We start from the raw sequence: 26,954 nt of genomic DNA, 5'->3' as shown, positions 1-26,954 counted from the left end.
GGGGACGGAGCCCGGAGCGACGAGCAGTCAGTCCGTCCGACTCGCGGCGGGCGTCGCCTCGCTCTCGCCGTCGCGCAGCGGCAGCGAGAACACCGACTCGGCGTCGACCGGCTGGTCTGGGTCGTGCCCCTTGAGGCCGTCCCAGATGACCAGCGCCGACGGGAGCACCACCATCGAGGTGACGAACGAGTAGAGGATCGACAGCGCGGTGAGCGTGCCGAACTGACCGAGGATGCTCAGCACCGAGAACACGAGGACGCCGATCCCCGTGGTCGTCGTGAGCATGCTCCCGAGGAGCGCGCCGCCGGTGCCGCGCACGGTCCGCTCCAAGGCGGTGACGAGGTCGTGTTCCCCGCGTTCGTCGATGAAGCGGTGGACCACGTGGACGGAGTAGTCGATCCCCAACCCGATAGTCAGCGAGAGGATAGTCGCGGTGAAGGCGTTGAACGCGATCCCCGCGAGTCGCATCGTCGCCGCCACGAGCGCGACCGACGCGACGATCGGGACGGTGTTGACGACGCCCAGGGACGGCAGTCCTTCGAGGACGCCGTAGATGACGACGAGGAACACCACCGTGAGCGCCAACGCCACCGCAAGACTCTGCACCGCCGAGGCGAAGATCAGGTCCGAGACAGCAGCGAACACCACCGTGGTGCCGGTCGCGACGGCGATACCGCTGGTGTCACGGTATCGATCTGCGACCTCGCGGCCGTCGGCCGCCACCGCCGATTGACTTACGTCGGCCTCCGCGGAGTAGACGACCCGCGTGCTCCGTCGGTCCTCCGCGAGGTACTGTAGCGCCTGTTCGTGAGAGGACGACGACAGCAGGTAGTCGTAGATCTCCCCGAGGTTGTCGTCGGGGACGCCGTTCGCGTTGCGGTCGTTGCGATTCACGAGCCGACGGAACTCCGGGTCGGACGCCGCCCGGCGCTTGATGACGGTCACGATGCTTCGGGATTCGGCCCGGCCGCCCTCGGAAACGAACGTGCTCGGCGGATCCTCGCCCATCCGATAGATCTCCTCGAGCCGCGTCGGATCTTCCATGTCGCCCTCGACGTAGATGGTGACCGAACCGCCCTGGGACGCGGTGAACTTCGCTTCGAGGAAGTTGAGCGTCTCGACGGCCGTGTACTCGCTCGGAGCGAACGGCTCGGGGAGCGCTTCCAAGTAGTCGGCGGTATCTTCCGGCGGGAGGAAGTCCTCCTGGGAGAACGACGTGGAGATGCCGGCGGCGTACCCGCCGGAGGCCGCGGTGAGAACGAGGACGAGCGCGAGGAACACCCGCGGCCCGCGCTCGCCTATCGAGACGCCGACGCGGAGGACACTCGCGAGTCCGCTCCCTTCGGCGCCCAGCGGCGCCTGCGAGAACGTCGGGATCGGCAGGCGCTCGCGGCGACGGTCGATGAGCACCTTCGCGGCCGGAAGGAACACGCCGAACAGGAGGAACGTGAAGACGATCCCCGCGGCGGCGACGAGCCCGAACTCGCGGATCGGCGTGAGGTCGGAGGTGAGATTCGCGAGGAAGCCGATGACGGTCGTCCCCGTGACGATGAAGAACGCCACGACGAGCTGGCGGACCGCGAGCCCCATCGCCTCGTCGACGCCGTAGCCGTCCTCGCGGTCCTCGCGGTAGCGGTTCACCGCGTGGATCCCGAAGTCGATCCCGACGGCGAGCAGCAGCGGCGGCACCGCGATCATCAGCTGGCTGAACGGGATGCCGGCGAGTCCGAGGAATCCAAACGTCCACACGACCGCGAGCACCAGGGTGAACGCCCCCAATAACAGGTCGAGCAGGTCCCGGTAGGCGACGATCAGGAAGCCGGCGATGAGCAGCACCGCGGCGGGGGTGACGATGAGCAGCGAGTCGGTGATCACCGAGGAGAACTCCGCGGAGATGATCCCCGATCCAAAGACGGTGATGTCGCCGCCGACCGTATCGACGATCCGCTGGCTGCGGAGCTGGATGTCGGTCAGCGGGCTGGACCCGCTTTGCCCGGCCGCCGCGCCGCCACCGCCCCCGGCGCCCGGGGTCTGGTGGGTGACAACGCCGATAGCGGCCGAGGCGGACGCCGACTCCGCGTTGAAGTCGTCGGAGACGCCCCCGGTGAACCCTGGATTGTCCGCGTTCGAACGGATCGCCCGGTCGATCTCCGTGGGCGTCGCCCGTTCGAGGGCGCGGATCTGCGCCTCCGTCGTCGTCGCGGTCGGGTCGAGCGTCCGCGCGACCGTCGCGGCCGGCGACGAGACGGCGGCCACCCGCAACCCCTGCGTCTCCTGAAGGCGCTGTTGAGCCCGCAACATCCGGAGCATCGCCGGCTTCGAGAGGACGTTCCGATTCCGCTGCACGAGCTGCGTCGAGCCGGTGTCTTCGCTGAACGAGGGACCGAACTCACGCTGGATGTCCGACAGCGCCTGCTCTGCGGGGATGCCGGAGGTGAACTGTTGGGTTCCGGCGGACGTGGAAACGTTCGCCAGGCCGCCGGCGAACACCAGCGTGACCAAGAGGAACGCAACGACGATCCGACCTGGTCGCTCGGTGATCTCGGCCGCGATCCGATCGACGATCCCCTCGTCGGTCATCTGTTCCGCCGGAGGAACACCGCCGCGCCGAGCCCGAGCAGGACGACCGCCCCGGCGACGCCGACGGCGCCGAGCGGTAGCCCCCCGCCGCTGGCGGCGACCGTTCGGATGGGCACCTGGTAGGTGTCGGAGATGAGCGTGCTCCCGTCGCCCGTCTCGTACCGGAAGTCCACCTGTGCGGGGTACGTCTTGTCGACGAGCGCGGCGCCGGCGACCGAGAGGTCGAACCGCACGCGCTCGGTCTCACCGGGCGCGATCTCGTCGACGAATCCCTCGTCGTCGCCCGATGACAGCGGCGAGTCGAGGAACAGCTTCGCCGAGACGTCACGGACGGTCTCATTGCGGTTGTTCGTCACCTCGAGGACGAGCGTGCCGCCGCTCCCGACCTCGAACGTTCCGTTGACCGCGCGCACGGCGAACTCGTCGCGGGACTCGGCGATCGAAACCGGGGCGTCGATCGAGTCGCCCGTCCGCTGAGTCCCCTCAGGGTCGCGGTACCGGACGCGGAGCGTGAACTGACGCCGGCCGGCTTCGGCGGCGTCGGACACCTCGATGTCGAACGAGAACTCGGCCGACTCGCCCGGTTCGAGCGTCCCGACGGCGACCTCCGGTTCGAGCGGCGAGACGTTCGGGTTCGTCGTCTCGAACAGCACGACCGCGTTCGTCACCGTCTGCTCGCCGGTGTTGATCACGGTTCCGGTGACCTGTCCCTCCTCGCCGACGCGGAGCGTGCTCGCGAGGTTCTCGACGCCGAACGTCTGCTCGGGCAGCGGGAGCACGCCAAACGAGAGCGGTCTCGAGGTCGTCGACGCGCCGCCGACGGCGTCGTACTCGACGGTCGCGTCGACCGCGTACTCGCGTGTCTCTGCGGACTCCGCGAGCGTCGCGTCGACCTCGACGGTTCGCGTCTCGTTCGGGGCGAGCGAGCCCACGAACCGACGGGCGGTCGCCGAGCCGCCGAACGTGAGGTCGCTGTTGCCCGACCGGAACGCGAGCACCGCGTTGCGGGCCGCCTCCTCGCCGACGTTTCGGACCGTCACGGCGACTGTCCCCGAGCCGCCGACGGGCGCGGCCGACTCGACGGACTCGACGGCGAACCGGGCGCGCTCTTGGACGCGGACGGTCGCGTACACGGTCGTCGTGAGCACCTCGTCGTCGTTGTCCTCGTCGCGGTACTCGACGGTGATCGGGATGCGGTGGGTCCCGCCGGCGATATCGGCCGGCACGTCGACCCGGACGGTCACCGTTCGGGTCTCGTCGTTCCCCATGCGACCGAGTTCGCGCGTCGACGACAGTACCTCGATCCCGTCGGCGGGCCGGACGGTCGCGCTCACGTCGAGCGCCTGCTCGACCCGCTCGTCGCGGTCGGCGGCGTCGTTGGTGAGTTCGATCGTGAGCTGCTGGGTCGCGCCGGGCCGGAGCACCGGCTCGGGCACGTCCGTCTCGAACCGGGGGTCCTCGACGGCCGCGGCGACGCCGACGAATCCCGCGCAAACGGCCGAACAGACCAGTGCTGCGGCGATCAACAGCGTCAGTGGGCGGCGTGGCATCAGTGTTGTTTGAATGTTCAGTCAGGACCGCTTATAACGTATTGGAAAACGGGGCGAAACTCTCGGCGAGTTGCTGCTCACGCGGGGACCGCGTACGTCTCGTGGAGGTGGTCGATCACCGTGGCGACGACGGACGGGTCGTAGCTCCAGAAGCCGTAGAACTGCCGCTCGGCGGGATCCCCGCGCTCCTCGGCGAGCAGCAGGCAGGCCTCAGAGGGGTCGCCGGCGCCGTCGAAGGCGACGAACCACGAGGTCCGGATCTCCTCGGTGTCCTCCTCGTGGAGGGTGACATCTTCGATCGCGGGCGTCTCGTCGCTCGGGGCGCAGTAGGCGTGAACGTCGATGTCCTTGCTCGCGAGGTCCTCGTAGACGCCCTTCTGCGCGCGGATCGCGCCGACGCGCTGAAATCCCGCGTGGAGTTCGCCCGTGCCGGCGCGCCACGCGCGGTCTTCCATCTCCCGGGTCGCGGCCATCATCTGCGGGAGGTCGTAGGAGGTGAACGTCGTCTCGTCGAGATGCTCGAGGATCGGCGCGAACGCGCTCTGTTCGCCCGGTCCGACCGTCACGTCGCCCCCGAGGCGTCCGAGGTCGACCGCCGCGAGTACCTCGTCGTCGCGTTCGTCGGACAGCACCACGTATCCCGAGAGGTCGCTGTCGGTCGTCCCTTCCTCGATCCGGACGGCCTGTGAGGCGAAGTACTCGCGGAGCTCCGCGACTGCGTCGTCGGTCGGCGGGTCGAACACCGTCAGGCGCTTTTCGCGCCCCTCGACGGAGTCGATGACTGCCCGAAGTGACATCTGGTCTCGACCCCGGTACAGCGGGCACGAATAAAAACCTATCACCGACGTGCGCCGGGTGCAACACACCAGACAGGAGAGACGACAGCGTCCGTCAGGCCGGCTGCGTCGTTCACCACGACGCCACCTCGAACTCCGCCAGCGAGTCGATCACGATGTGGGCTTCGACGATGTCGCGCTCCTCGGTCATCGGGTCGTCGACCGCCAACAGCGTCTCTTCGGCGTCCGCGAGCATCCGCGCCTCCAGTTCCGTCTGGTCGGGCTCCCCGCGGGTGTCGTTCAACAGGGCCTCGAAATCCTCGCGGAGGTCGAACGACGCTCGAGCGACGTTGCACCGCGAGAGCGGATTCATCCCGAGGTCCACGACGAGGTCGGCGACCGTCTTCCAGTCGGACTCGCAGAAGTGGATCGACACCTCCCCGACGATGTCGCGCCACGCGATCGGGTCGGCGTGTTTCATCAACTGGACCGCCCGCGGCGGGATGTCGAGACGGGCGGTCGTTTCGGGCGAGTCACACAGACAACACGGCTGCTCGGTCCGCCCCGTGTACATATCCGTCAGAAGGGGCTTGACGGGCATACCTCCATCGCCGCCCGCGGTCGGCTCACTGACGGTCGGCGACACGACCGTCGACAGCGACCGATCGGTGTAACTGATTGTTTCGAGATAGGTTCGACCGGGCGATCGACAGCCGATCGCTCAACGAACCCGTACGGTGCTTTACGAGCCCGATATGTCGGATTTCTGGGTCAGTAACCCTCGTGTAACCCGGTTACAGCTATGTCAGCTAAATTATAAGTTAGGGCATCACGTACGGAGAAGTGATGCTTGAGACGATCACGCTTCAGGGTGCATCCGATCTGTTCAACAGTGCCGGCTCCGCGGAGGTCTTCCTCCTCGCGCGGCTGCTGTTCGGCTTCGTCCTCGCGTTCATGGGACTGAACCACTTCATGATGACCGACGGCCTCGCCGGCTACTCGGAGGCGAAGGGGATCCCCGCGCCGCGGCTCGCGACGCTGTTCTCCGGCGGCCTGTTGCTGTTCGGCGGATTCGGCGTCGCGACGGGCGCGTTCGTGGCCGTCGCGGCCGGCGGACTCGCGGTGTTCCTACTGGTGTCGGCGGTGACGATCCACGACTTCTGGGCGGTCCCCGAGGACCAACAGCAGGACGAGATGACGCAGTTCCTCAAGAACACCGTCATGGCCGGCGCGTCGCTGGCGTTCCTCGCGCTCTCGTCGGCGCCGTGGCCGTACGCGCTGGACATCGCGCTGCTGTAAGCGGTCGACAGCCGTTCGCTTCGTTCGCCTGGTTTCGCACCAATTCTGAACTCCTTTCTCCGCGCGTCGCTCCGTCGACAGCGGCGCGATCCCGTCGAGCCGGCGGGCTTTTGCCGCCAGCGCGTCCCGGTTGCGACATGCGAATCGGCTTCCTCTGTAACCCCATCGCCGGCATGGGCGGCCGGGTCGGCCTGAAGGGCACCGACGGGAAGGTCGACGAGGCACGCGAGCGGGGCGCCGAATCGCGCGCGCCCGACCGCGCCCGACGCGCGCTCGACGCGCTGGCCGAGCGCGCCCCCGCCGCCGACCTGCTGGCGTGGGGCGATCCGATGGGCGCCAGCGAGGTTCGCGCCGCGGGATTCGACCCGACGGTGCTTGGGGGGCCGACCGACGGAGAAACGACCGCCGCCGACACCCGCCGCGCGGTCAAGGCGTTCCGCGAGGCCGCCGTCGACCTGGTGGTGTTCGTCGGCGGCGACGGGACCGCCGCCGACGTGGCCGAGGCGCTGGAGGGGAGCGAGGTGCCGCTGCTCGGCGTCCCCGCGGGCGTGAAGGTGTACTCGTCGGTGTTCGCCGTCTCGCCGGAGGACGCCGCCTACGTCGCCGCGACGTTCGAGCGCACCGAGCGCCGCGAGGTGATGGACATCGACGAGGACGAGTACCGCGAGGGAGAGGTCCACCCCGAGCTGCGGGCGGTGGCGCACGTCCCGGTCGCCGAACGGCTCCAGTCGGGTAAGCAGACGAGCGCCGGCACCGTCGAGTCGCTCGCGGAAGGCGTCGCCGCCGACGTGGAGGCCCGGCCGGAGACGACGTGGGTGCTCGGCCCGGGGTCGACCGTCGGCGAGGTGAAAGAAGCGCTCGGGTTCGAGGGCTCGCCGATCGGTGTCGACGTGTACCGCGACGGGGACGTGCTCGCGCTCGACGCCGCGGAGTCGGAGATCCTCGCGTCGCTGGGCGAAGACAACGTTATCGTCGTCACGCCGATCGGGGGGCAGGGGTTCGTGTTCGGTCGCGGAAACCCCCAGCTGTCGCCCGCGGTCGTCCGCGAGTGCGACCTGGAGATCGTCGCCTCCCGCGACAAACTCGACGACCTCCGGGTGCTGCGCGTCGACACGGACGACCCCGAACTCAACGAGGAACTCCGCGGCTGGGTGAAGGTCCGCGTCGGGCGCTTCGAGCGGCGGATGATGAAGATCGTGTGAGCCGGCGCGGCCGTTCACGCCGACGCCCGAGGGACCCGAGCAGACGATCCTTACATATCTGACCAAGGGTATAATGGACATAGGGCCAAGGTTAAGGTCGTATAGAGACTTCCGTCGAGCATGGAAACGCGGAAGGTCCAGCGGCTGGGGCCATCGACGCTGGCGATGACGCTGCCCGCGGAGTGGGCGAAAGAACAGCACGTGGAGAAGGGCGACGAGGTGTCGCTTCGGATGGGCGGCAAGGGAACGCTGACGGTGCTGCCCGAGTCCGCGAGCACCGAGGACGCAGAGGCGACGCTGCACGCCGACAACCTCGACGCTGACGCGCTGGAGCGGGCGATCCTCGCGCAGTACGTGCTCGGCCGGCGCGTCATCAACATCACCACCGAGGACGGCGCGCTCGACTCCGACCACATCAACGCCGTCTACAAGGCCGAGACGCAGTTGATGGGGCTGGGGGTCATCGAGGAGACGCCCGAGAACATCGCCATCCGCTGCTCGGTCGACCCCGAGGACTTCACGCTCGACAACCTCCTCGAGCGGCTGGAGAACACCGGAAGCACGATGCGCGGCGAGGCGGTGAAGGCGCTGGCTCACGGCAACGCGGACCTCGCACAGCGCGCGCTCAACCGCGAGCGGCAGGCGAACAAGATCTTCGTCCTCCTGCTGCGGCTCATCTTCACGGCCTACCAGAACCCGAACCTCGCGCGCGCGGTCGGGCTGGACTCGGGGTTCCCGCTCATCGGCTACCGCTCGATCGCGAAGAACCTCGAACTCATCGCGGACAACGCCGAGGACATCGCCGAGATCGCGATGGCCGCCGAGGGGAACACCCTCGATGTCGACGAGTCGACGATGCGGCGGATCCGCGACTTCACCGACCAGGTCGACGACATCACCGCGATGGCCGTCGAGTCGGCGGTCAAACGCGACTACGCGCTCACCATCGAGGTGAAGTACCTCTTCCAGGAGCTGAAAGACCGCGAAGAGGACATCCTCACCGACCTCCCGGAAATGTCGAACGCCCAGCTGCTCCAGGTTCGCGAGGTGCTCGTGAGCCTCCAGGAGACGGCCCAGTACGCGGTGCGGATCGCCGAGGTGGCAGCGAACCTCGCGCTCAATCAAGAGAACGAGTTCGTGACGATCGTGTAGGGCGAGGTCGAGCGAGCATCGCGAACGACGGCGCCTCGCCGCAGACGAACCGAGCGAGGCCAACTGCCGGAACCCGTTACTCCTCCGCCTCGGCGGCCGGCTCCGCGCTCCGGTCGTCCTCGGTTTTTTCGGCGCTCAACGGATTTCGACGGCGGATACGACAGTCGAATGCGGGATGCTCCGCGAAGTGTCGCAGCAGCATGTGTCGGCGCGAGCCCGTGATCCCGGTGCGACCCACGTCGTCGGCGTCGAAGCGGTCGGGCAGCCGGTCGTACAGCCGACGCAGGGCCTCGAAGGAGTCGAACATCTTCGCGTTGCCCGCGGAGTTGGCGGCCTTGCGCGAGACGACGTAGCTCCCGTCGGCGCGGAACTCGCCGGCGGTTCGGAAGAACTCCCGGCGCTCGGTCAGCGCGTCCGCGAGCGACTCCCGCAGGTCGGCGGCGGCCTCGCGCGTCAGTTCGTGCGTCTCTCCGTCCACCTCCACGACGATGCCATCGCCGTTCGGAGAGGCGGTTGCGTTACCGTCCGAGAACTCGATCAGGAGCAGGTTGACTCCGGAACATACCTGGAACTGTCCGCGCTGAGACAAAGACCTGTCGGCGCTGGCGAGTTCCGCGCCGCGGGCAGTCTCGCCCGGTTCAGAGGATGCCGTCGTCCGTCGTGGTCGTTCCGCCCGGCGTGCTCGTCGGCGTCGCTGTCGGCGTCGGCGACGGAGTCGCGGTGGCGGTCGAGTCGCCGCCGGAGCCGCCGTCTGACGCGGGCGTCGCGGTGCTCGTCTCCGTCCCGGCCGGCGTGTCGGTCGCGGTGTCGTCGCTGTCGGATCCGCCGCCGGCGGAGCCATCGCCGTTGGCCGTTCCGTCGGCCCCATCGGTCGGCTCGCCGTCGGCGGATTTCGTCCCGAAGATGTCCGTCTCGATCGTGCGCTGGTAGCTGTCGAGCCGGATCCGCTGTTCGCCGCCGCCGCCGTTCGACAGGTCGACCACGAGATAGAACGGCATCCGGAGGTGTGTCACCTGGTTCTGCTTGAGGTGAGACACCCACCACTCGTCGAGCCGCTGGGTCCGGATGACGGTCGTCGCGTCGACGGCCACCGTCTCGCCCGGGCCGATCGTCGTCGCCTTGGCGGCCTCGCCGCTCCCCATCGTGATGTTATTCATGTAGATGTTGTAGCCAATCTCCGAGACGGGGATCGGGTACGGCTTAGGATTGCGGAGATACAGCGTCATCTCCACCTCGGTCCGGGTGTCGTTCACCGTCCCCCACTGGGCCTCGGTCCGTTCGAGGATCAACACGGGGTCCGAGACGACGGGCGAACTGGCGTTCAGCGGCTTCGGCTCGTCGGTGCGGAACGCGTCGACGATCGAGGTGTTCACGTCACGGGTCACCTGCGTCGAGTAGCTCTGTCCGACGAGTGAGGAAGTGACGGTAGCGTCGACGCGCAGGTCGGTGTGCTCCCCGTTGCGCACGTGGCTCACCCACCAGGCGGGGATCTTCGAGTTGTCGAGCGTCGTCGAGAACGGGACCGTGGTGTTCCCGGTCCCGATCGAAACGCCCTCGTTGGTGCCGTTCGCCATCGAGATGCCGTTCATCGAGACGCCGTAGTCGATCGTCACGCCGCCGAGGCTGACGCCGATCAGGTTCGGGTTGTTCACCGTCAGGTTGGTGTTGATCACCGTCGTCTCGTTCGTCACCTCGCCGAAGCGGTTCTCGACGCCGACGACCGACGGCGCCCCGACGACACCCAGCGCGAACGCCCCGCCCACCGACCCGCCGAGGACGAGGAGCGCGATCAAAACGGTTCTGACGGTCGAGAGACCGCGGTCTGTACCCCCAGGAGTCGGAGTCCGTTCCGACGGTGATCCCATCACCGACGGTGTGCTGCTCCCCCGAATATATACGATCCGACCGAGGACGACCGCCGGATTGGGTCGGGCCGATCCCTCAAACACCGGAGCGGGTCCCGGGTGTGCCCGCCTTCCGCAAGCGTTAGGTGCGCGCCGTCGGAGCGACCGATATGGAAACCCAGACTCTCGAAAGCGACAAGGCGGTCGGCCTCTCGCTGGTGTTCGGCGCGCTCGCCGTCGTGGGCGCGGGATTCATGCTCGCCGGCGCCACCCAGATCGTGATGGCGTGGGGATTCGCGCTGGCGATGGCCGCGGCGATCCTCTCGGTCGTCGCGGTTCAGGCGTTCGACATCTGACGCGGGGAGTCACGTTGTCGGTCGATCTCTTGGCTCTCGTGAGGGAAGCGTTAAGGACGCGCGCACCCACTATCCGATAGCACAAATGACGGAGTACACCGACGAGGAGAAGCGGATCCTCGCGTACCTGCGCGACAGCGTCTCCCGGGGGGAGGAGTACTTCCGGGCGAAGAACATCGCGGAGGCCATCGGCCTCTCCGCCAAGCAGGTCGGCTCCCGACTCCCGACCCTCGCGGAGAAGGCCGAAGAAGTGGACATCGAAAAGTGGGGCCGCGCCCGGTCGACCACCTGGCGCGTCGAGCTCCCGTAGGGAGAGCTCCGGCCCCCGAGTTCTGACGACAGCTCCCGTTGCCGACACAGCAGCCGACCGCGCTCCGATATCGAGCGCCGGTCCCCGCCCGTCCGGCCGAAGAATCCGCCCGTTTTTTCGCTCTCCGCGCGTACGTCGGTTCGATGACCGTGCGTGTGCGCCGGGAGTTCGTCTTCGACGCGGACCCCGAGGATGTCTGGGCGTTCATCTCCGATCCGGGCAAGCGTGCCGGGGCGATCAGCGTCGTCGACGAGTACGAGGTCGGCGACGACGGCACCGCCACCTGGCACGTCCGCCTGCCGATTCCGGTGATCCGATCGAGCATCGCCGTCGAGACCGAGGAGGTGCGCAAGGAGCCGCCCGAGTACGTCAAGTTTGTCGGGAAATCGCGGGCGTTCCGCGTGACCGGCGAACACACCGTCTCCGGAACCGACGAGGGAGGTGCCCGCCTCGTCAACGAGTTCGTCGTCGACGGCCGCCTCCCCGGAGTAGAGTCGTTCTTCGAGCGGAAGTTCGGCGAGGAACTGGACAACCTCGAACGCGCGCTGGAGCGCGAGTTGGGGCTGGCATGAAGCTCGCGCTCGCGCAGCTCGAGGTCCGTGCGGCCGACCGCGACGGCAACCTCGAACGCGCGCTGACGGCCGTCGACGATGCCGCCGACCGTGGTGCAGACCTCGTCGCACTCCCCGAGCTGTGGAACGTCGGTTACTTCGCGTTCGAGTCGTACGAGCGCGGCGCCGAGCCCCTGTCCGGGCCGACGCTGACGCGACTCGCCGAGGCCGCGCGCGACCGCGACATCGCGGTGCTGGCGGGCTCGGTCGTCGAGGACCTCGCCGAGAGCGCCGCGGACGGCGAGGACGTGCCGGACGACGACGGCCTCGCGAACACCGCCGTGCTGTTCGACTCGGACGGTCGCAGCCGTGCGGTGTACCGCAAGCACCACCTGTTCGGCTACGAGTCGGCCGAGACGCGGCTCCTGACGCCGGGAGAATCGCTGCCGGTCGTCGATCTCCTGGGCTTTCGGGTGGCGGTGACGACGTGTTATGACCTCCGGTTCCCCGAGCAGTTCCGCGCGCTGGACGCGAAGGGAGCCGATCTGGTCCTCGTGCCGAGCGCGTGGCCATACCCGCGCGTCGAGCACTGGCGAACGCTCTCGCGGGCGCGAGCGATCGAGAACCTGGCGTACGTCGCGACGGTGAACGGCTCGGGAAGCTTCGAGGACGCCGACCTCCTCGGCAGGTCGACGGTGTACGACCCCTGGGGGACGACGCTCGCGTCGGCCGGCGACGAGCCGACGCTCGTCACTGCGGAGGTGGAGCCCGACCGCGTCGAGCGCGTGCGCGAGGAGTTCCCGGCGCTGCGCGACAGACGCGATTACTGAGTCACTCCGCGTCGTGGACGAACGCGGTGTGATCCCCGTCGAGCAGTCGGCTGAGACGCTGCGACTGTCCGCGCCACGGCTCCGTCCGGCACGGTGGACCTCCTCGACCCAGCGGAGCGTCCTGTCGCCGTCGACCGGGCCACCCGGCACGCCGAGCCGGCGGTGGTCGACGGTCCGGCGCAGCTGTGATAGCAGGTCCGCGGCGCCGCCGAACAGCGCTTCGGTCTCGAGGCGAGCCGTAGCCGACACACTCCCCGGGGCGCACATACCCATTGTCGTCGGCCCAATCCCCGCCGCCCGGTGCCGGTGCATTTATCCCGGTCAGTAGGGTATGGCTCAATGCCGGCAAACCGACGCTTTTCTCGTCGGAAGCTGGCAACACTGACACCGCGCCGCCGCACCCGACGCGACTGTGCGTGTCCGCTCCGCGGTCAGGGGTCCACCGCGCCGGACGCGCGCACCACCGCCTCCTCACCCCCACCTTCGTTCGTCGTCACCGTTCTTCCCGCGACGCGCTCGATCCACACTCCGGCCGAGACACAGGCGAGCCACGCGTCGGACTACAGTTTGATCCGCTCGCCCGTTCGAGCCGACGCCTGCGCCGCCGCGAGCGTCCGCATGTCGATGAGCCCGTCGGCCCCGTCGGGTTCGATGTCGCCGCCAGTCGCGACCGCATGGGCGAAGTAGTCGAACTCCTCGACCGTCTCGTCGGCGCCGACGCCCGCGAGCTTGACGGTTCCCTCGGCCGTCTCGACGGTCACCTCGCGGTCAGCGCCGGGCTGGAACGCCGACCGAACCGCGATCCGTCCGTCGCTCCCGAGCAGCTCCAGCGAGGTGTTCGGGTGGCCGGAGAACGACGCCGAGACGTTCCCGATCCAGCCGTCCGAGTCGGCGGAGTCCGCGTCGGCGCCGCCGCCGAACTCGACGCGGACATCGACGTGCTGGTCGACCTCGTCGAATGCGGGGTCCGGCGACCGGGTCGTCGCCGAGACCGCGACCGGGTCGTCGCCCGCGAGGAACCGCGCGGTGTTGAGCGGGTACACGCCCACGTCGTACAGCGCGCCGCCGCCGGCGAGCCGGCCGTCGAGGCGCCACTGGTCCGGGCCGGCGTCACCGCCGAGCACCGGGAAGGTGAAGTCGCCGACCGCACGCTGGAGGTCGCCGATGCCGCCCCCGGCGACGAACTCCCGAAGGCGCCTGATCACGGGGTCGGTCTGCATCCGGTAGGCGGTCATCAGCCGGACGCCCGCGTCGTCGCAGGCGGCCACGAGCCGCTCGGCGCGCTCGACGGTTGCCTCCAGCGGCTTCTCGCAGATCGCGTGCTTCCCGTGGTCGGCCGCGGTTTCGACGTGGGGCAAGTGGAGCCGGTTCGGGGTAGCAACGTAGACGGCGTCGTACTCGTCGGTCGCCGCCCCGGCCTCGTACTCGTCGTAGTCGATGGCGGTGACGCCGAACTCGTCGACCAGCCGGGCGCGCTTCTCGGCGTCGCCGCTGACGACGACTGTCGGCGCCGCGTAGTCGCCGCGCGCCATCGCCGGGATCGACACCGACCGGGCGTAGTTGCCGCAGCCGACCGTCGCGATCCGGGTCACCGCGTCGCTGCCGGCGTCGACGCCGTCGCCCTCGTCACCCGCCCAATCGCGTCGCCCCGCGTCCGCGAACGTCGACTCGAACATGACGTGAGCCTCTCCGTGGAGGGGCTAAACCGCACCGGCCAGGCGAGAATCGGATCCGATAATTCGAGCGGAGTGTTGAAGTAACGAACGCGCCCCGTTCAGGACACCGCGGGACCGAACCCGTCCGGGCGCACCCCCCAGCGTGTCCGGACACCCGGCCGTTCTCGGTCGGTCCGGTTCGGCTTCGCGGGTCAGGGACATCGTGTCCCGGCGAACCGGGGCCGCCCGCGCGACGGCGGTTTCGCCCATCCGCGCGGGTCCGCCGGAGCAACTCCCGCTCCCACTCCCGCTCCGGCCCGTCGGCCCCGGAACCGCGTCGGACACGCGGTCGGACGCGGCGACGCGCGACGCACCGTACACCACACCCGCGTCGCGCCTGGCGCCTTCTCGGCGCCGGCGTCGTCGCACCGATGGGAGCGGTCTTCACGACACCCAGCGGCGGCGCTGCGGTGGCTCGAACCGAACATCCGACACGCGAACGAGGGAACGAAGAGCCGCCGCCCGCCCCGTCGTCCGTCAGTCGTCCTTGGTCTTGATGTCGGCCGAGAGGCCTTGGGCCATCTCGATGTCTTTCGAGTTGTTGAGCGTCCAGGCGGTGCGTTCGGTGACGGCCTCGATGACCTCTCGCGCGGAGGGGTAGCCGTTGCCAGACTTCTTCACCCCGCCGAACGGGAGCTGGACCTCCGCCCCGATGCACGGGAGGTTGCCGTACGCCAGGCCGACCTCGGCGTTGTCGCGGTAGTAGTTGATCTGGCGGTAGTCCTCGGAGATGATCGCGCCGGCCAGCCCGTAGTCGGTGTCGTTGTGGATCTCGACGGCCTCCTCGATGTCGCCGCTGTACTTCAGGAGGGCGACGTGCGGGCCGAAGACTTCCTCGTGGGTGCACCGGAGGTCGTCGTGGGGGTCGGCCTCGTACACGAACGGCCCGACCCAGTGACCGTCCTCGTGACCCTCGGGGATCTCCGAATCGTCCAACTCCTCGCGGTCGACGAGCACGTTCACGCCCTCGTCTTTCGCGAGTTGGTTGTACTGTGAGACCTTCTGCTTGTGCTCGGGTTCGATGAGCGGGCCCATGAACGTGTCCTCCTCCAAGGGATCGCCCACGGCGACGTTTTGGGCGTTCTCGACGAACCGTTTCTTGAACTCGTCGTACACGTCCTCGTGGACGACGAGGCGCTCGCTCGACACACAGCGCTGGCCGGTGGTCTTGAAGCTCGACATGACCGCCGAGTGCACTGCCGTGTCCAGGTCCGCGTTCTCGGTGACGATGATGTTGTTCTTGCCGCCCATTTCACAGGCCGCGAGCTTCCCGGGCTCGCCGCCGACCTTGCTGGCGATCTTGTGGCCGACCTCGGCGCTCCCGGTGAACAGGACCGTGTCGACGCGGTCGTCCTCGACGATGGCGTTGCCGGCGTCGCCGAAGCCCTGCACGAGGTTGAACACGCCGTCGGGGACGCCGGCGTCCTCGAACATCTCCGCGAGGATCTGCGCGCACCAGGGGGTCTGTTCGGCGGGCTTCCAGACCACCGTGTTGCCCTCAACGAGCGCGACGGCCATGTGCCAGAACGGGATGGCCACCGGGAAGTTCCACGGGGTGATACAGCCGACGACGCCCCGCGGCTTGCGCCGCATGTAGGCGTCCTTGCTGGGAATCTCCGAGGGGATCACGTCGCCCTTGGGGTGGCGGGCGTCGCCGGCGGCCCACTCGACCATGTGCCACGCCTCGGTCACGTCGGCCTTCCCCTCGCTGATCTCTTTGCCGCACTCCATGGTGACGATCTCGCCGAGTTCGTCGTGGCGGTCTTTCAGCTCGTGGTAGATGTCCCACAAGTATTCGGCGCGGTCGATGTGCGAGAGGGCGCTCCACTCCTCGAAGGCGTGGTCGGCGGCCGCGACGGCGCGCTCGACGTCCGCGGGGGTGCCGCGGTGGAACTCGCCGAGTTCCTCGCCGTTGGCGGGATTCTGACTGGTGAACGTCTCCGCGCCCGCGCCGTCGGTCCACTCGCCGTCGATGTAGTGCTGGTAGACGCCGTCGTCTCGGCTCATGGGCAAATCTTGCGTCACGGGTGTGATATAGGTGCGGGAAACCCCGCCGCAAGGCCCTTTCCTCGCGGCCACGTTGATCCCGTCATGACCGACTCCGAGTCGCTCGTGATGGACCTGCCCGAATCGGCCGACGAGCCTGCGGTGCGCCGCGTGAAGACCGTCGCCCGCGTGATGGACGAGGCGGTTCGGATCCCGGGAACCGATATCCGCGTCGGCCTCGATCCGGTGCTGGGCGTGGTACCGGGCGCCGGGGACGCCGTCGCCGCGGGCGTCTCGCTGTACATCGTCGCCGAGGCCGCCTATCTCGGCGTGCCGCTGTCGACGGTCGTCCGCATGCTCGCGAACGTGACGGCCGACGCGGCGCTCGGATCGATCCCCGTCATCGGCCCGGTATTCGACGCCGTCCTCAAGGCGAACATGTGGAACGTCTCCTACATCGAGGAGTTCGTCGCGACGGATGGCGACGACGACGAGACGACGCCTGCGACCGCGGACGACGAGGGTCCGGTGCAGATCGAGATCTCCGAGGAGTGACACCATCCCCGCCCTGAAGCGCGGGACTTTCTCCTCGATTATCCGTAATCTCGGACCCCACAGCGCGGCGTCGACGCGGCACCGGGGCGATTCCGGTCGGAATTCGGACAACAGTTTTCCCGGACTCGCGTCGAGAGAACGCATGGACCGCAGACGATTCCTCGACCGCGCGGCGGTCGGGTTCGTGCTCGGGGTGGCCGGGTGCGCCGGCGACGGAGACGGAGCCGACGACGGGTCGCCATCGACCGCGGACCCGACCGCGACGGCGACGACGGACCCGACCGCGACGGCGACGACGGACCCGACCACGACCACCCGCGTTCCCACCGTGGTGGGCGAGCCGACGACCGCCACCGTCGAGCTGCGCGGGAGCGCGTTCACGCCCCTCCGGCTCTCGGTCGACCCGCCGGTGACCGTCGAGTGGGTGAATCGGGACCCGTACGCGCACAACGTCAAGAGCGCGGCGTTCCACGAGACGGCAGCCGAGTGGGACTACTTCTCGGGTAACTACGGCGAGGGCGAGTCGGCGTCGCATACGTTCCGCAGACCCGGCGTCTACGAGTACTTCTGCACCATCCACGGCACTGGTGCGATGTGCGGCGCCGTCCTCGTCGGAGACGTATCACTCGACGCATCGCTGCCGTGTGAGTGACCCCGTCCTCGGTCGTGCGCTGTGCGGGACGCACGCCGCGCTGCGCTCACGGGTCGCGCCGTTCGCCGTTCGAGACCTCCTTTCGGTCGCCCTCGTTACCCTCGACGACGCGCTTTTCGATCTCCCCCTTCAGCTTCGGCCCGTCGAAGTCGTGGTCCGGCCGAATGGCGACGAAGTCGAGGTACTCGCGCGCGGCCAGCACCTCCTCCGGCGGATACGCCGCGAGCGCCGCCCCGACGGCGTCGGCCGCGCCGATCAGCGGCTCCAGCGCTGCGAGCCCGCACGCGAGGTCGTACTCGCGTGCGTCGAGCGCGCCCGGCTCGCGGACGCTCGTCGCGTCGATGAAGTAGAGGTCACCGTCGAGGATGAGCACGTTCTCTGCCCGAAGGTCGCCGTGGGCGAGCCCGTTGTCGTGGAGTCGGCCGAGCGCCCGGAACAGCTCCGGCGCGAGGTCGCGCTCGGCGTCGGCGTCCAGTTCGTCGAGCGGACGGAACTCGGGGAGGTACTCCACGACGAGGACGCCCAGCCCGTCGATCTCGAGCGCCTCCACCGGCTCGGGCGCGTTGACGCCGATAGCGCGCATCTCCTCGGTCGCCTCCAGCTCGTGGCGGGCCATCTCCGCGGGCGTGCCGACGTGCGCGAAGAAGCCCTCCGAACCCGAGGTGAACGCCCCGAGGTTGCGCCCGGCGGTGAACAGTGCGTGAACGACGGAGTTCTGTCGGCTCACCACCTTCACGAAGTACGCCTCTGCGCCCGTCCGGAGGATGAACGGCGTCGACAGCCAGTTGTCCGCGTCGAGGAACTCGACGCGCGCGCTCCCGTCGCCGTAGCGGGCGGCGAGGCCGCGCGCGACCGCCTCCAGCCGGTCCCACTCGACGGTCCCGCGGAGGAGACGCTGGAGGTCCATGGAGTCGGAGGTAGTCGGTCGATGGGGATAAATCGTTGCGGCGCGGAACGCGCGGATATTGCGCCGACCGAAACCCATCGAAACAGGTATTCGGGACGCCGCCCGTGGTTCCGTCATGAACTTTGATCTACCCGCGGAACACCGGATGATCCGGGATCAGGTGCGGGAGTTCTGCGAGGAGGAGATCGCCCCCATCGCCCAGGAGATCGAAGACGAGCACCGCTTCCCCGAGGAGATCTTCGAGCAGCTCGGGCAGCTTGACGTGATGGGCGTCCCTATCTCCGAGGAGTACGGCGGGCTCGGCGGCGACACGCTGCTGTACTCCGTCGTCGCCGAGGAGCTCGGTCGCGTCTCCGGCGGGATCGGGCTGTCGTACGTGGCACACACCTCGCTCGGTTCGAAGCCGATCGAGCTGTTCGGCACCGACGAGCAGAAAGCGGAGTGGCTTCGCCCGCTCGCCGCGGGCGACGAGCTGGGCGCGTGGGCGCTGACCGAGCCCGGCTCGGGGTCGGATGCCTCCGACATGGATACGGTCGCCGAGAGGGACGGCGACGAGTACGTCCTGAACGGAACGAAGCAGTTCATCACGAACGCCAGCGTCGCCAATAGCGTGCTCGTGAAGGCCGTCACCGACCCCGAGGCCGGCTACGACGGCATCTCGACGTTCATCGTTGACCCCGACGACGACGGCTTCGAGGTCGCGACCGTCTGGGACAAGATGGGGCTGAACTGCTCGCCGACCTGCGAGATCAGCCTCGACGACGTGCGCGTGCCCGAGGACCGCCTGCTCGGGGCCGAGGGCGAGGGGTGGACCCAGACGATGAAGACGCTGGAGGGCGGCCGCATCTCCATCGCGGCACTGTCCACCGGCCTCGCACAGGGCGCCTACGAGGCGGCCAAGGAGTACTCGGGCGAGCGCGAGCAGTTCGGCAAGCCGATCTCGACGTTCGACGCCGTCCGCGACATGGTCGTCGACATGCACCGCAAGACCGAGCGCGCGCGCCTGCTCACCCACAAGGCCGCGACGATGTACGACGACGGCGACGACGTGACGCGCGCGTCCGCGCTCGCGAAGCTCGACGCCAGCGAAGCCGCCCGCGAGGTCGCCGAGGACGCCGTGCAGGTCCACGGCGGCTACGGCTACACCACCGACTTCCCGCCCCAGCGGTTCTACCGCGACGCGAAGCTGATGGAGATCGGCGAGGGGACCAGCGAAATCCAGCACCTCATTATCGGTCGACAACTCGGACTGTAACCTGTTTGACATGAAAAGGGCGAGCGAGTGAGACGCGCGGCCGACCGGCGGGAGGCCGCGATGCGAGCGGGAAGCGCACGCGACCCGCGAGCGGAGCGAACGAGCGAGGGCTCTCGAGCGGGACCAGCGAAATCCAGCACCTCATCATCGGTCGGCAACTCGGGCTGTAAGCGGGGTCCGGCCAGCCCAAACAGCTGCGTCCGAGGTCGAACGCCGGACAATCCGATCTGATAATTCTGGAGTCGAATTTATAATCGGACTCCAGTCACCCGGATCCACCCTTCGCAATGGTCCACGCTTCAGACGTGCTCGCCGCCGCCGCATTCGGCTCCGCGTTGGTGTCGGCGGCGGCAGGGGCGCTCGCGTTTCTCCGGACTCGCGAGCGGACGGACCACGCGGGCGGCGCCATCGCCGTCACGCTGGGAATCGTCGCGGTGTGGGCGACGACGTTCGGCCTCCACACGATGGCCGGGACGACAGCCCAGGCCGCCGACCTGGCGCGACTGAAGTGGATCGTCTCGCTCCCCGTCGTGACGACGTCGCTGCTGTTCGCGGTCACGTACGCGGGCCACGGCGGGTGGCTGACGCCGCCGCGAGTCGCCGCGCTCGCGGTCGAGCCGGCGCTCGTCGGGGCGATCGCCGTGGTGAATCCCGCCGGCCTCTTCTTCGCCGACATCGAGGCGCGGACGGCCTACGGCGCGACGCTGCTCGTCGGCGACCCCGGTCCCGTGCTCGTCGCGCACGTCGCGTACGGCGTGCTCGCGGGAGTGGTGTTCGTCTCGCTGTTGGGCCGGGCGGCGCTGCGGTCGTCCGACTCATACCGGATGCAGGCGGCCCTGCTCTGTGGCGGGACCGCGGTGCCGGTCGCGACCGCGTCGCTGTTCGTCCTCCGGCCGTCGTGGGCGCCGCCGTTCGACGCGACCCCCGTGGCGTTCGGGACGGTCAGCCTGGCGCTGCTGCTTGCGATGGCCAGGTACGACCTCTTCGACGTGGCCGCCGTCGCCCACGAGACGGTGTTCGCGGAACTCGACGACGCCATCGTCGTGGTCGACGAGGACGAGCGCGTGCTCGAAACGAATCCGGCCGCGTGCGAGGCGTTCGCCCTCGGCGACGACTGGGTGGGGTCGGACGCCGCGCACGTGCTTCCCGACGCCGTCGTCGAGACGGACCTCCTCGACGGCGAGGACGCGGAGATCGTGCTCGACCCGCGGGACGACGACGCCCCGGCGGGCGGAGTGTTCGGCGATGGCGCCGCGGGGCCGCGCTACTTCGAGGCGACCTGCGAGTCGCTCGGACGCGAGGGGGTCCGACTCCTCGTGTTTCGCGACGTGACCGAACAGACCGAGATCCAGCGGCGCTACCGCTCGTACGTCGAACACTCCGAGGACATCGTCGCGGTCGCCGACGCCGACGGGGTTCTCGAATACGTCAGCCCCGCCGTGGAGACCGTGCTCGGATACGATCCGGAGCAGGTCACCGGCGGCGAGTTCACCGAGTACATTCACCCGGACGACCGCCGGTCGGTCGCAAAGCGGTTCGCGGAGAGCCTCGGGCGGCCGGGCGAGCGCGTCAGGGTCTCGTTCCGGGTCGAACACCGCGACGGCGGCTGGCGGATCCTCGACGGCGTCGGCGTCAACCGCTTTCACGACCCGCACATCGGCGGCTACTTGCTCACCCTCCGCGACGAGACCCGGCGGGACCGCTACGAGCAGCGCCTCCGCGTGTTGACGCGCGTTCTCCGGCACGACCTGCGCAACGAACTGAACGTCGTGCTCGGCTACGCCGACGTGATCGAATCCACCGCCGGCGACGCCGCCGCCGAGTACGCACAACGGATCCAGCGCTCGGCCGAGCGGCTGGCCTCGCTGGGCACCCGCGTCCGCGGCGTCGACCAGACGCTGCGTCGGACGGACCACGGCGGGCGACCGGTCGACGTGACTCGCGTCGTCGAGGAGGTGGCCGCCCGCGCCCGCGAGCGATTCCCGACGGCCACGGTGACCGTCGACGCCGACGCAGACGCGGCCGCGTACGCCGACGAGCTGCTCGCAACCGCCGTGTGGAACGTCGTCGAGAACGCCGTGCGCCACCACGACGGCGAGCGCGCGCGGGTGGCGGTCGGGCTCACCGCCGGCTCCGACGAGGTCGAGCTCCGCATCGCCGACGACGGGCCTGGGATCCCCGAGGAGGACCGCGCGGCCGTGGAGTCGGGCCACGAGACGCAGCTTCGCCACGCCAGCGGGCTCGGCCTGTGGCTGGTCCGGTGGATCGTCGACGGCGTCGACGGCGAGCTCGCCTTCCTCGACGGCGGGGACGCGGCGGCCGACGAACCGGCGCACGAGTCGCTCGACGACATCGGCACGGTCGTGATCGTGTGCCTCCGCGCCGCCGAACCGACTGCGGATCCGCCGACTGCGCTCGACCAGATGGACCCGTGGGGGGTCGCCGCCGGCGCCGAGCGCGCCGACGGCGGCCCCGACGAGTGGCGACCGCTCGGGGAGTCGACGCCGGGCGAGACGACCGGCGACGACAGCTGAGCCGACCACGGCCGCCGCAGCGTTCTGCCGACGCGGCCGCGGGTCGACGGCACTCCCGGGACGGCCGTCCGCGGTCGGAGGGTCGAAGTGGCGACGCGTGGTACGGTGGGTATGAACGTCGACGTCGGGTTCGTCACCCAACTCGGAATGGACCCGCTGGAGGCGGTCGCGACGGCCGCCGACCGCGGCTACGACTACGTCGAGGTGATGCTCGACGGCGCCGGCGCCCGCAACAGCCTCGCCCCGCGCCGCGAGGACCTTCGCTCTGCGCTCGCGGAGCGCGGGATCGGCTGCACCGTCCACCTCCCGTTCGGGTCGATCGACCCCGGCTCCCCCTTCGACGCCGTCCGCTCGGGCGCCGTCGCCGAGCTGGAGGCGCACGTCGACCTCGCGGCCGACCTCGGGGCGACGAAGGCGACGCTGCACCCGACCACCGACGCGTGGGCGCCCGCACATGACGACGAGACGGTCGGCGACGCGATCGTCGAGTCGGTCCGCCACCTCGACGCGTACGCCGCCGGCCGCGGCGTCGAGATCGTCGCCGAGAACATCCCTCGCGGCCGGTTCGACACGAACCGGATCGGAGAACTGCTCGACCGGACCGACGTGTCGATGTGTCTCGACACCGGCCACGCCCGCGTCGACGGCCGCGACGACGGCGGGATCGCGGCGCTGATCGACGAGCGCGCCGACCGGATCTCGCATTTCCACTGCAACGACGTGCGCGGCCCCGACGACGAGCACCTCCCGATCGGCGCGGGATTCGTCGACTTCGAGCGGCTGTTCGGCGCGCTGCCGGACGACTGGACGGGGACGCTCTCTGCGGAGGTGTTCACCCGCGACGCGGCGTACCTCGGGCACAGCCGCGATCGGATCGAGGAGCTGTTGGCGGCCGCTCGCAGCGATCGAAGCGACCGAGAGGGAGACGAATGACCCGGCTCGTCGTCGGCGAGTGCATCGTCGACCTCCACCCCGCCGCGGCCGCCGCCGGCGACCTCGGCGACGCGGACGCGTACGTGCGCCATCCGGGCGGCGCGCCCGCGAACGTCGCGGTCGGCCTCGCGCGCCTCGGCGAGGCGCCGGCGCTGTGGACCCGCCTCGGCGACGACGGCTTCGGCGACTTCCTCGCGGACACGCTCCGCGAGGAGGCGATCCCGGAGGCGTACGTCGAACGCGACCCGGACGCGCCCACGGGGCTCGCGCTCGTGGCCCTCGACGCCGACGGCGAGCGGTCGTTCTCGCTGTACCTGGAGGGGACGGCCGCCGCCGCCCTCGACCCCGCGACCGTCGATGACGCGGCGCTGACCGACCTCGACTGGGTCCACGTCGGCGGCGTCGAGTTGGCCCACGAGCCGGTCCGCTCGACCGTCTTCGACCTGCTGGAGCGCGTTCCCGCCGACGTGACCGTCTCGTTCGACCCGAACGCGCGCCCCTCGCTGTGGCGCGAGTTCGATTACACCGACACGCTCGCGCGGGCGCTGCCCGACGTGGACGTGCTCGTCGCCTCCGCGGAGGACCTCGAACCGGCCGGCTACGAGGGGACCGCAGAGGCGCTCGCCTCGGCCGTCGTCGCCGACGGGCCACACACCGCGGTGATCACCCGCGGCGCCGCGGGGGCGACTGCCCGCTCGACCGCCGGCGCCCCGTGGGGTGCGGGGCACGCCGAACACCCGGGATTCGACGCCGACGTGGTCGACACGACCGGCGCGGGCGACGCCTTCACCGCGGGCGTCGTCGACGCGCTCGACGGCGGGGCGTCGCTGGGGGCGGCGCTGCGGTTCGCCAACGCCGTCGGCGCCCGCGCGACGACCGCACAGGGCGCGATGGCGGCGATTCCGACGCGCGAGGCGGTCGATCGGTTCCTGACCGACCGGTAGCCGAAGGCGAGGCCGACCCGTCCGTCCGGTCATCCGTCGTCGCGGTCGTCTGTCGTCGTCCCGTCGACACGTTCGTCCCGAGAGCGACAGCGTGAAGTCCGAAACTGCGAACGACTCGGCAGAGATGCCAGGGGATACCAGCCAGGGCGGAACGGATCCGCCGAGCGACCCGTCCGCCTCGGCGGACCGCGCACGCACCGACGGCGGCGACGGCGGATCGTCGCTCATCACCTATGGGATCGACGACCGGCCGCCGTTCCTCCAGTCGCTGGGGCTGGGGCTCCAGCACTACCTGACGATGGTCGGGGCGAACATCGCCGTCCCGCTGATCCTCGCGGGCGCGATGGGGATGCCAGACCAGTTCGTTCCGCGGTTCGTCGGGACGTTCTTCGTCGTCTCGGGGATCGCCACGCTCGCACAGACGACGCTCGGGAACCGCTACCCGATCGTGCAGGGGGCGCCGTTCTCGATGCTGGCGCCCGCGCTGGCGATCGTCGGCGTCGTCGTCGCGAACCCGCCCGGCGGCGGGGTGGCGGCGTGGCGCGCCGCCCTGCTGCAGTTGCAAGGAGCGATCGTCGTCGCCGCCCTCTTCGAAGTCGCCATCGGCTACCTCGGGCTGGTGGGGCGCCTGCGCCGTTACGTCTCCCCGGTCGTGATCGCGCCGGTGATCGTCCTCATCGGGCTGACGCTGTTCTCGGCCCCGCAGGTCGCCAGCGCGACGCAAAACTGGCCGCTGCTGCTGCTCACGTTCGGCCTCATCGCCGCCTTCTCGCAGTTCCTCGGCGACCGCTCGCGGGCGTTCCGGCTGTTCCCGGTGCTTTTGGGGATCGTCGTCGCCTACGCCGTCGCGCTCGCGCTGTCTGCGGCGGGCGTGTACGCGCCCGGCACGCCCGGCTACGTCGACCTCGGGCCGGTCGCGGAGGCGCCGCTGGCGGTCGCCATCTACCCCCTCCAGTGGGGCGTCCCGCGGGTGACGGCGAGCTTCGTCGTCGGGATGCTCGCGGGCGTGATCGCGTCGATCATCGAGTCGCTGGGCGACTACCACGCAGTCGCGCGGCTCTCAGGCGTCGGCGCGCCCTCCGAGAAGCGCATCACCCACGGCATCGGGATGGAGGGGATCGCGAACGTCTTCGCCGGGCTGATGGGCGCCGGCGGCTCTACCTCCTACTCGGAGAACATCGGCGCCATCGGGCTCACCGGCGTCGCCTCGCGGTACGTCGTGCAGGTGGGCGCGGCGGCGATGCTCGTGGTCGGCTTCTTCGGCCCGTTCGGCGCGCTCATCGCCAGCATTCCCGACCCGGTCGTCGGCGGTCTCTACGTCGCGATGTTCGGCCAGATCGTCGGCGTCGGCCTCTCGAACCTGAAGTACGTCGACCTGGACTCCCAGCGGAACCTCTTCGTGCTCGGCGTGTCGCTGTTCGCCGGACTGTTCGTCCCCGAGTACTTCGGCAACGTCGCCGCCGCCGCGCCCGACGGGATGGGCGGCGCAGCGTTCTTCGCGCAGAGCATGGCCGCGGTGCCGGTCCTCGGCGCGGTGCTCGGCACCGATGTGGTCGCCGACACGGTGTTCGTCGTCGGGTCGACGGCCATCAGCGTCGGCGGCGTCGTCGCGTTCACCCTCGACAACCTGATCCCCGGCACCAACGAGGAGCGCGGGCTCGCCGACTGGGCGCGCACCGCCGAGTCCGACGAGGATTTCCTGTCGGCGTACGACCGGTTCGTCCGCGGCGACTGAGTCGGCGACCGGCTCCGAGCCCGGACCGCAGGCGACCTTTCCGACGCGTTCAATTCGGCGGCGACGGAACCGTCGCGCATGAACGGTTCCGACGCCTCCGACGCCTCGTCCGCCCCCGACGCCTCGTCCGCCTCCAACGACCCGTACGCCCGCCGACTCGACGCCGCCCGGGACCGCCTCGCCGCCGACGCCGACGCGCTCGTCTTGTTCCCGAGCACGAACCTCCGCTACCTCACGGGCTACAGCGAGCACCCCAGCGAGCGCCACTTCCTGCTGTTCGTCACCCCCGATCGCGACCCCGTGTTCCTCGTCCCCGAACTGTCCGGCGAACAGGTGCGCGCCGAGGCCGCCGTCAACGACGTGCGCACGTGGGCCGACGGCGAAGATCCCGTCGCCGCGCTGGCGGCGGTCGCGGACGGCCTCGGCTTGACCCGCCGCGACGACGACGGCGACGACAGCCACGGCGGTTCGCCCCGCGTCCTCGTCGACGACACCATGCACGCCCGGTTCACGCAGGACCTCCGCGAGGTGCTCCCGGACGCGACGTTCGGGCTCGCGGGCGACGTGCTCGGGGACCTGCGCGTGACCAAGGACGACGCCGAGGTCGCTGCCCTCCGCCGCGCGGGCGAGGCCGCCGACGCGGTGATCCGCGACCTGCGCGAATGGGGCGAGGAGGTCGTCGGGATGACGGAGACCGACCTCGCGCACCGCATCGAGGACCGCTTGGAGGCCCACGGCGGCACCGGCGTCTCCTTCGAGACCATCGTCGGCTCCGGACCGAACGGCGCGATGCCCCACCACGCCCACGGCGACCGCGTGATCGGGGCGGGCGACCCCGTCGTCCTCGACTTCGGCACGCGCGTCGACGGCTATCCCTCAGATCAGACCCGAACGCTCGTGTTCGGCGACGACGAGCCGTCCGAGGGCTTCCGCGAGGTCCACCGCGTCGTCCGCGAGGCGCAGGAGGCCGCCGTCGAGGCGGGCGAGCCGGGCGTCACGACAGAGGAGGTCGACGCCGCCGCCCGCGAGGTCATCGAGGAGGCCGGCTACGGCGACGAGTTCGTCCACCGGACGGGCCACGGCGTCGGTCTCGACGTGCACGAGGAGCCGTTCGTCGGCTCGGGCGGCGAGCGAGAACTGGAGCCGGGCATGGTGTTCAGCGTCGAGCCCGGAATCTACCTGTCCGGTGAGTTCGGCGTCCGGATCGAGGACCTCGTCGTCGTCACCGACGACGGCTGCGTGCGTCTGAACCGAACCGACCGCGACTGGAAGACGGCGTAGCCCCGGG

24 protein-coding genes are annotated in these 26,954 nt (G+C 69.8%); 15 read left to right on the top strand and 9 right to left on the bottom strand.

The genetic code is table 11. From position 1 onward, the window contains the following. Positions 1 to 27 precede the first annotated feature (27 nt). From BUE16_RS06125 to BUE16_RS06110, 4 genes are all read right to left on the bottom strand, one after another. A complete protein-coding gene (locus BUE16_RS06125) occupies positions 28 to 2,580 on the bottom strand; it encodes an efflux RND transporter permease subunit (protein ID WP_073307581.1) in 2,553 nt (850 codons plus the stop codon). Next, entirely contained in the window at positions 2,577 to 4,130 is a 1,554-nt protein-coding gene (locus BUE16_RS06120) for a COG1361 S-layer family protein (protein WP_073307579.1), read from the bottom strand. Before BUE16_RS06120 ends, BUE16_RS06125 begins: the two co-directional genes overlap by 4 nt. Positions 4,131 to 4,207: 77 nt before the next feature. Next, positions 4,208 to 4,927 (bottom strand): DICT sensory domain-containing protein, encoded by a 720-nt coding sequence (locus BUE16_RS06115; RefSeq protein WP_073307577.1) that lies wholly within the window; start codon positions 4,925 to 4,927, stop codon positions 4,208 to 4,210. 112 nt (positions 4,928 to 5,039) lie between these two features. Beyond that, on the bottom strand, positions 5,040 to 5,480 hold the full coding sequence (locus BUE16_RS06110) for a hypothetical protein (RefSeq protein ID WP_073307690.1): 441 nt from the start codon (positions 5,478 to 5,480) through the stop codon (positions 5,040 to 5,042). Positions 5,481 to 5,752: 272 nt separating this feature from the next. Here BUE16_RS06110 and BUE16_RS06105 point away from each other — a divergent pair, with 272 nt between their 5' ends. From BUE16_RS06105 to BUE16_RS06095, 3 genes are all read left to right on the top strand, one after another. Next, entirely contained in the window at positions 5,753 to 6,205 is a 453-nt protein-coding gene (locus tag BUE16_RS06105; RefSeq protein ID WP_073307575.1) for a DoxX family protein, read from the top strand. A gap of 137 nt (positions 6,206 to 6,342) precedes the next feature. After that, positions 6,343 to 7,407 carry an ATP-NAD kinase family protein gene (locus BUE16_RS06100; RefSeq protein ID WP_073307573.1) on the top strand — a complete coding sequence of 355 codons (1,065 nt, stop codon included), beginning with the start codon at positions 6,343 to 6,345 and terminating at the stop codon, positions 7,405 to 7,407. A gap of 120 nt (positions 7,408 to 7,527) precedes the next feature. Next, the gene (locus BUE16_RS06095) at positions 7,528 to 8,559 is read left to right on the top strand and encodes a phosphate signaling complex PhoU family protein (protein WP_073307571.1); all 1,032 of its coding nucleotides are present in this window, start codon (positions 7,528 to 7,530) and stop codon (positions 8,557 to 8,559) included. Between the two features lie 76 nt (positions 8,560 to 8,635). On the opposite strand, the gene BUE16_RS06090 is transcribed toward BUE16_RS06095, so the two are convergent. Both BUE16_RS06090 and BUE16_RS06085 read right to left on the bottom strand, forming a co-directional pair. Continuing rightward, the gene (locus tag BUE16_RS06090; protein ID WP_394327416.1) at positions 8,636 to 9,043 is read right to left on the bottom strand and encodes a DUF7528 family protein; all 408 of its coding nucleotides are present in this window, start codon (positions 9,041 to 9,043) and stop codon (positions 8,636 to 8,638) included. A 154-nt stretch (positions 9,044 to 9,197) separates the two neighbouring features. Beyond that, on the bottom strand, positions 9,198 to 10,322 hold the full coding sequence (locus BUE16_RS06085; protein ID WP_234972333.1) for an LEA type 2 family protein: 1,125 nt from the start codon (positions 10,320 to 10,322) through the stop codon (positions 9,198 to 9,200). A gap of 251 nt (positions 10,323 to 10,573) precedes the next feature. On the opposite strand from BUE16_RS06085, the gene BUE16_RS06080 reads away from it, so the two are divergent. The 4 genes from BUE16_RS06080 (at position 10,574) to BUE16_RS06065 (ending at position 12,450) form a co-directional block, all read left to right on the top strand. Then, positions 10,574 to 10,759: a DUF7525 family protein gene (locus BUE16_RS06080; RefSeq protein WP_073307567.1), complete on the top strand. Its 186-nt coding sequence runs from the start codon at positions 10,574 to 10,576 to the stop codon at positions 10,757 to 10,759. Between the two features lie 85 nt (positions 10,760 to 10,844). Further along, entirely contained in the window at positions 10,845 to 11,069 is a 225-nt protein-coding gene (locus BUE16_RS06075) for a DUF7123 family protein (RefSeq protein WP_073307565.1), read from the top strand. A gap of 143 nt (positions 11,070 to 11,212) precedes the next feature. Then, complete coding sequence (locus tag BUE16_RS06070; RefSeq protein WP_073307563.1) at positions 11,213 to 11,641, top strand: SRPBCC family protein; 429 nt, start codon at positions 11,213 to 11,215, stop codon at positions 11,639 to 11,641. After that, positions 11,638 to 12,450, top strand: a complete 813-nt coding sequence (locus BUE16_RS06065; RefSeq protein ID WP_073307561.1) for a carbon-nitrogen family hydrolase — start codon at positions 11,638 to 11,640, stop codon at positions 12,448 to 12,450. The genes BUE16_RS06070 and BUE16_RS06065 overlap by 4 nt, the downstream gene beginning before the upstream one ends. Positions 12,451 to 13,010: 560 nt before the next feature. Here the strand turns inward: BUE16_RS06065 and BUE16_RS06060 are convergent. Further along, complete coding sequence (locus BUE16_RS06060) at positions 13,011 to 14,126, bottom strand: Gfo/Idh/MocA family protein (RefSeq protein WP_073307559.1); 1,116 nt, start codon at positions 14,124 to 14,126, stop codon at positions 13,011 to 13,013. Positions 14,127 to 14,642: 516 nt separating this feature from the next. Further along, positions 14,643 to 16,172: an aldehyde dehydrogenase family protein gene (locus BUE16_RS06055; protein ID WP_073307557.1), complete on the bottom strand. Its 1,530-nt coding sequence runs from the start codon at positions 16,170 to 16,172 to the stop codon at positions 14,643 to 14,645. Positions 16,173 to 16,256: 84 nt separating this feature from the next. Here BUE16_RS06055 and BUE16_RS06050 point away from each other — a divergent pair, with 84 nt between their 5' ends. Both BUE16_RS06050 and BUE16_RS06045 read left to right on the top strand, forming a co-directional pair. After that, positions 16,257 to 16,706: a DUF4112 domain-containing protein gene (locus tag BUE16_RS06050; protein ID WP_073307555.1), complete on the top strand. Its 450-nt coding sequence runs from the start codon at positions 16,257 to 16,259 to the stop codon at positions 16,704 to 16,706. A 142-nt stretch (positions 16,707 to 16,848) separates the two neighbouring features. Continuing rightward, positions 16,849 to 17,358 carry a cupredoxin domain-containing protein gene (locus tag BUE16_RS06045; RefSeq protein WP_073307552.1) on the top strand — a complete coding sequence of 170 codons (510 nt, stop codon included), beginning with the start codon at positions 16,849 to 16,851 and terminating at the stop codon, positions 17,356 to 17,358. A 46-nt stretch (positions 17,359 to 17,404) separates the two neighbouring features. Here the strand turns inward: BUE16_RS06045 and BUE16_RS06040 are convergent, their stop codons facing one another. Continuing rightward, positions 17,405 to 18,265 carry an RIO1 family regulatory kinase/ATPase domain-containing protein gene (locus BUE16_RS06040; RefSeq protein ID WP_073307550.1) on the bottom strand — a complete coding sequence of 287 codons (861 nt, stop codon included), beginning with the start codon at positions 18,263 to 18,265 and terminating at the stop codon, positions 17,405 to 17,407. Positions 18,266 to 18,380: 115 nt separating this feature from the next. On the opposite strand from BUE16_RS06040, the gene BUE16_RS06035 reads away from it, so the two are divergent. The 6 genes from BUE16_RS06035 (at position 18,381) to BUE16_RS06010 (ending at position 26,947) form a co-directional block, all read left to right on the top strand. Continuing rightward, positions 18,381 to 19,520, top strand: a complete 1,140-nt coding sequence (locus BUE16_RS06035) for an acyl-CoA dehydrogenase family protein (protein ID WP_073307548.1) — start codon at positions 18,381 to 18,383, stop codon at positions 19,518 to 19,520. A 287-nt stretch (positions 19,521 to 19,807) separates the two neighbouring features. After that, entirely contained in the window at positions 19,808 to 22,054 is a 2,247-nt protein-coding gene (locus BUE16_RS06030) for a histidine kinase N-terminal 7TM domain-containing protein (protein WP_073307546.1), read from the top strand. Between the two features lie 111 nt (positions 22,055 to 22,165). Further along, positions 22,166 to 22,987: a sugar phosphate isomerase/epimerase family protein gene (locus BUE16_RS06025; RefSeq protein WP_073307544.1), complete on the top strand. Its 822-nt coding sequence runs from the start codon at positions 22,166 to 22,168 to the stop codon at positions 22,985 to 22,987. Then, positions 22,984 to 23,931, top strand: coding sequence for a carbohydrate kinase family protein (locus tag BUE16_RS06020; protein ID WP_073307542.1), 948 nt, complete (start codon positions 22,984 to 22,986; stop codon positions 23,929 to 23,931). Before BUE16_RS06025 ends, BUE16_RS06020 begins: the two co-directional genes overlap by 4 nt. 124 nt (positions 23,932 to 24,055) lie before the next feature. Further along, on the top strand, positions 24,056 to 25,666 hold the full coding sequence (locus tag BUE16_RS06015) for a uracil-xanthine permease family protein (RefSeq protein WP_079991526.1): 1,611 nt from the start codon (positions 24,056 to 24,058) through the stop codon (positions 25,664 to 25,666). A 78-nt stretch (positions 25,667 to 25,744) separates the two neighbouring features. Beyond that, positions 25,745 to 26,947: an aminopeptidase P family protein gene (locus BUE16_RS06010; protein ID WP_073307540.1), complete on the top strand. Its 1,203-nt coding sequence runs from the start codon at positions 25,745 to 25,747 to the stop codon at positions 26,945 to 26,947. Positions 26,948 to 26,954: the final 7 nt, after the last annotated feature.

Origin of the sequence: Halobaculum gomorrense, assembly GCF_900129775.1 — an archaeon.
Lineage (GTDB): Archaea > Halobacteriota > Halobacteria > Halobacteriales > Haloferacaceae > Halobaculum > Halobaculum gomorrense.
The sequence above is the reverse complement of the archived record's forward strand: the minus strand, read 5'-3'. Positions and strand labels throughout refer to the sequence as shown.

Coding starts and splice junctions, on each gene's coding strand:
- BUE16_RS06030 (WP_073307546.1), top strand. CDS start 19,808: ATGGTCCACGCTTCAGACGTGCTCGCCGCCGCCGCATTCGGCTCCGCG.
- BUE16_RS06100 (WP_073307573.1), top strand. CDS start 6,343: ATGCGAATCGGCTTCCTCTGTAACCCCATCGCCGGCATGGGCGGCCGG.
- BUE16_RS06020 (WP_073307542.1), top strand. CDS start 22,984: ATGACCCGGCTCGTCGTCGGCGAGTGCATCGTCGACCTCCACCCCGCC.
- BUE16_RS06015 (WP_079991526.1), top strand. CDS start 24,056: ATGCCAGGGGATACCAGCCAGGGCGGAACGGATCCGCCGAGCGACCCG.
- BUE16_RS06050 (WP_073307555.1), top strand. CDS start 16,257: ATGACCGACTCCGAGTCGCTCGTGATGGACCTGCCCGAATCGGCCGAC.
- BUE16_RS06080 (WP_073307567.1), top strand. CDS start 10,574: ATGGAAACCCAGACTCTCGAAAGCGACAAGGCGGTCGGCCTCTCGCTG.
- BUE16_RS06095 (WP_073307571.1), top strand. CDS start 7,528: ATGGAAACGCGGAAGGTCCAGCGGCTGGGGCCATCGACGCTGGCGATG.
- BUE16_RS06035 (WP_073307548.1), top strand. CDS start 18,381: ATGAACTTTGATCTACCCGCGGAACACCGGATGATCCGGGATCAGGTG.
- BUE16_RS06045 (WP_073307552.1), top strand. CDS start 16,849: ATGGACCGCAGACGATTCCTCGACCGCGCGGCGGTCGGGTTCGTGCTC.
- BUE16_RS06055 (WP_073307557.1), bottom strand. CDS start 16,172: ATGAGCCGAGACGACGGCGTCTACCAGCACTACATCGACGGCGAGTGG.
- BUE16_RS06040 (WP_073307550.1), bottom strand. CDS start 18,265: ATGGACCTCCAGCGTCTCCTCCGCGGGACCGTCGAGTGGGACCGGCTG.
- BUE16_RS06010 (WP_073307540.1), top strand. CDS start 25,745: ATGAACGGTTCCGACGCCTCCGACGCCTCGTCCGCCCCCGACGCCTCG.
- BUE16_RS06115 (WP_073307577.1), bottom strand. CDS start 4,927: ATGTCACTTCGGGCAGTCATCGACTCCGTCGAGGGGCGCGAAAAGCGC.
- BUE16_RS06065 (WP_073307561.1), top strand. CDS start 11,638: ATGAAGCTCGCGCTCGCGCAGCTCGAGGTCCGTGCGGCCGACCGCGAC.
- BUE16_RS06060 (WP_073307559.1), bottom strand. CDS start 14,126: ATGTTCGAGTCGACGTTCGCGGACGCGGGGCGACGCGATTGGGCGGGT.
- BUE16_RS06120 (WP_073307579.1), bottom strand. CDS start 4,130: ATGCCACGCCGCCCACTGACGCTGTTGATCGCCGCAGCACTGGTCTGT.
- BUE16_RS06125 (WP_073307581.1), bottom strand. CDS start 2,580: ATGACCGACGAGGGGATCGTCGATCGGATCGCGGCCGAGATCACCGAG.
- BUE16_RS06025 (WP_073307544.1), top strand. CDS start 22,166: ATGAACGTCGACGTCGGGTTCGTCACCCAACTCGGAATGGACCCGCTG.
- BUE16_RS06070 (WP_073307563.1), top strand. CDS start 11,213: ATGACCGTGCGTGTGCGCCGGGAGTTCGTCTTCGACGCGGACCCCGAG.
- BUE16_RS06110 (WP_073307690.1), bottom strand. CDS start 5,480: ATGTACACGGGGCGGACCGAGCAGCCGTGTTGTCTGTGTGACTCGCCC.
- BUE16_RS06105 (WP_073307575.1), top strand. CDS start 5,753: ATGCTTGAGACGATCACGCTTCAGGGTGCATCCGATCTGTTCAACAGT.
- BUE16_RS06075 (WP_073307565.1), top strand. CDS start 10,845: ATGACGGAGTACACCGACGAGGAGAAGCGGATCCTCGCGTACCTGCGC.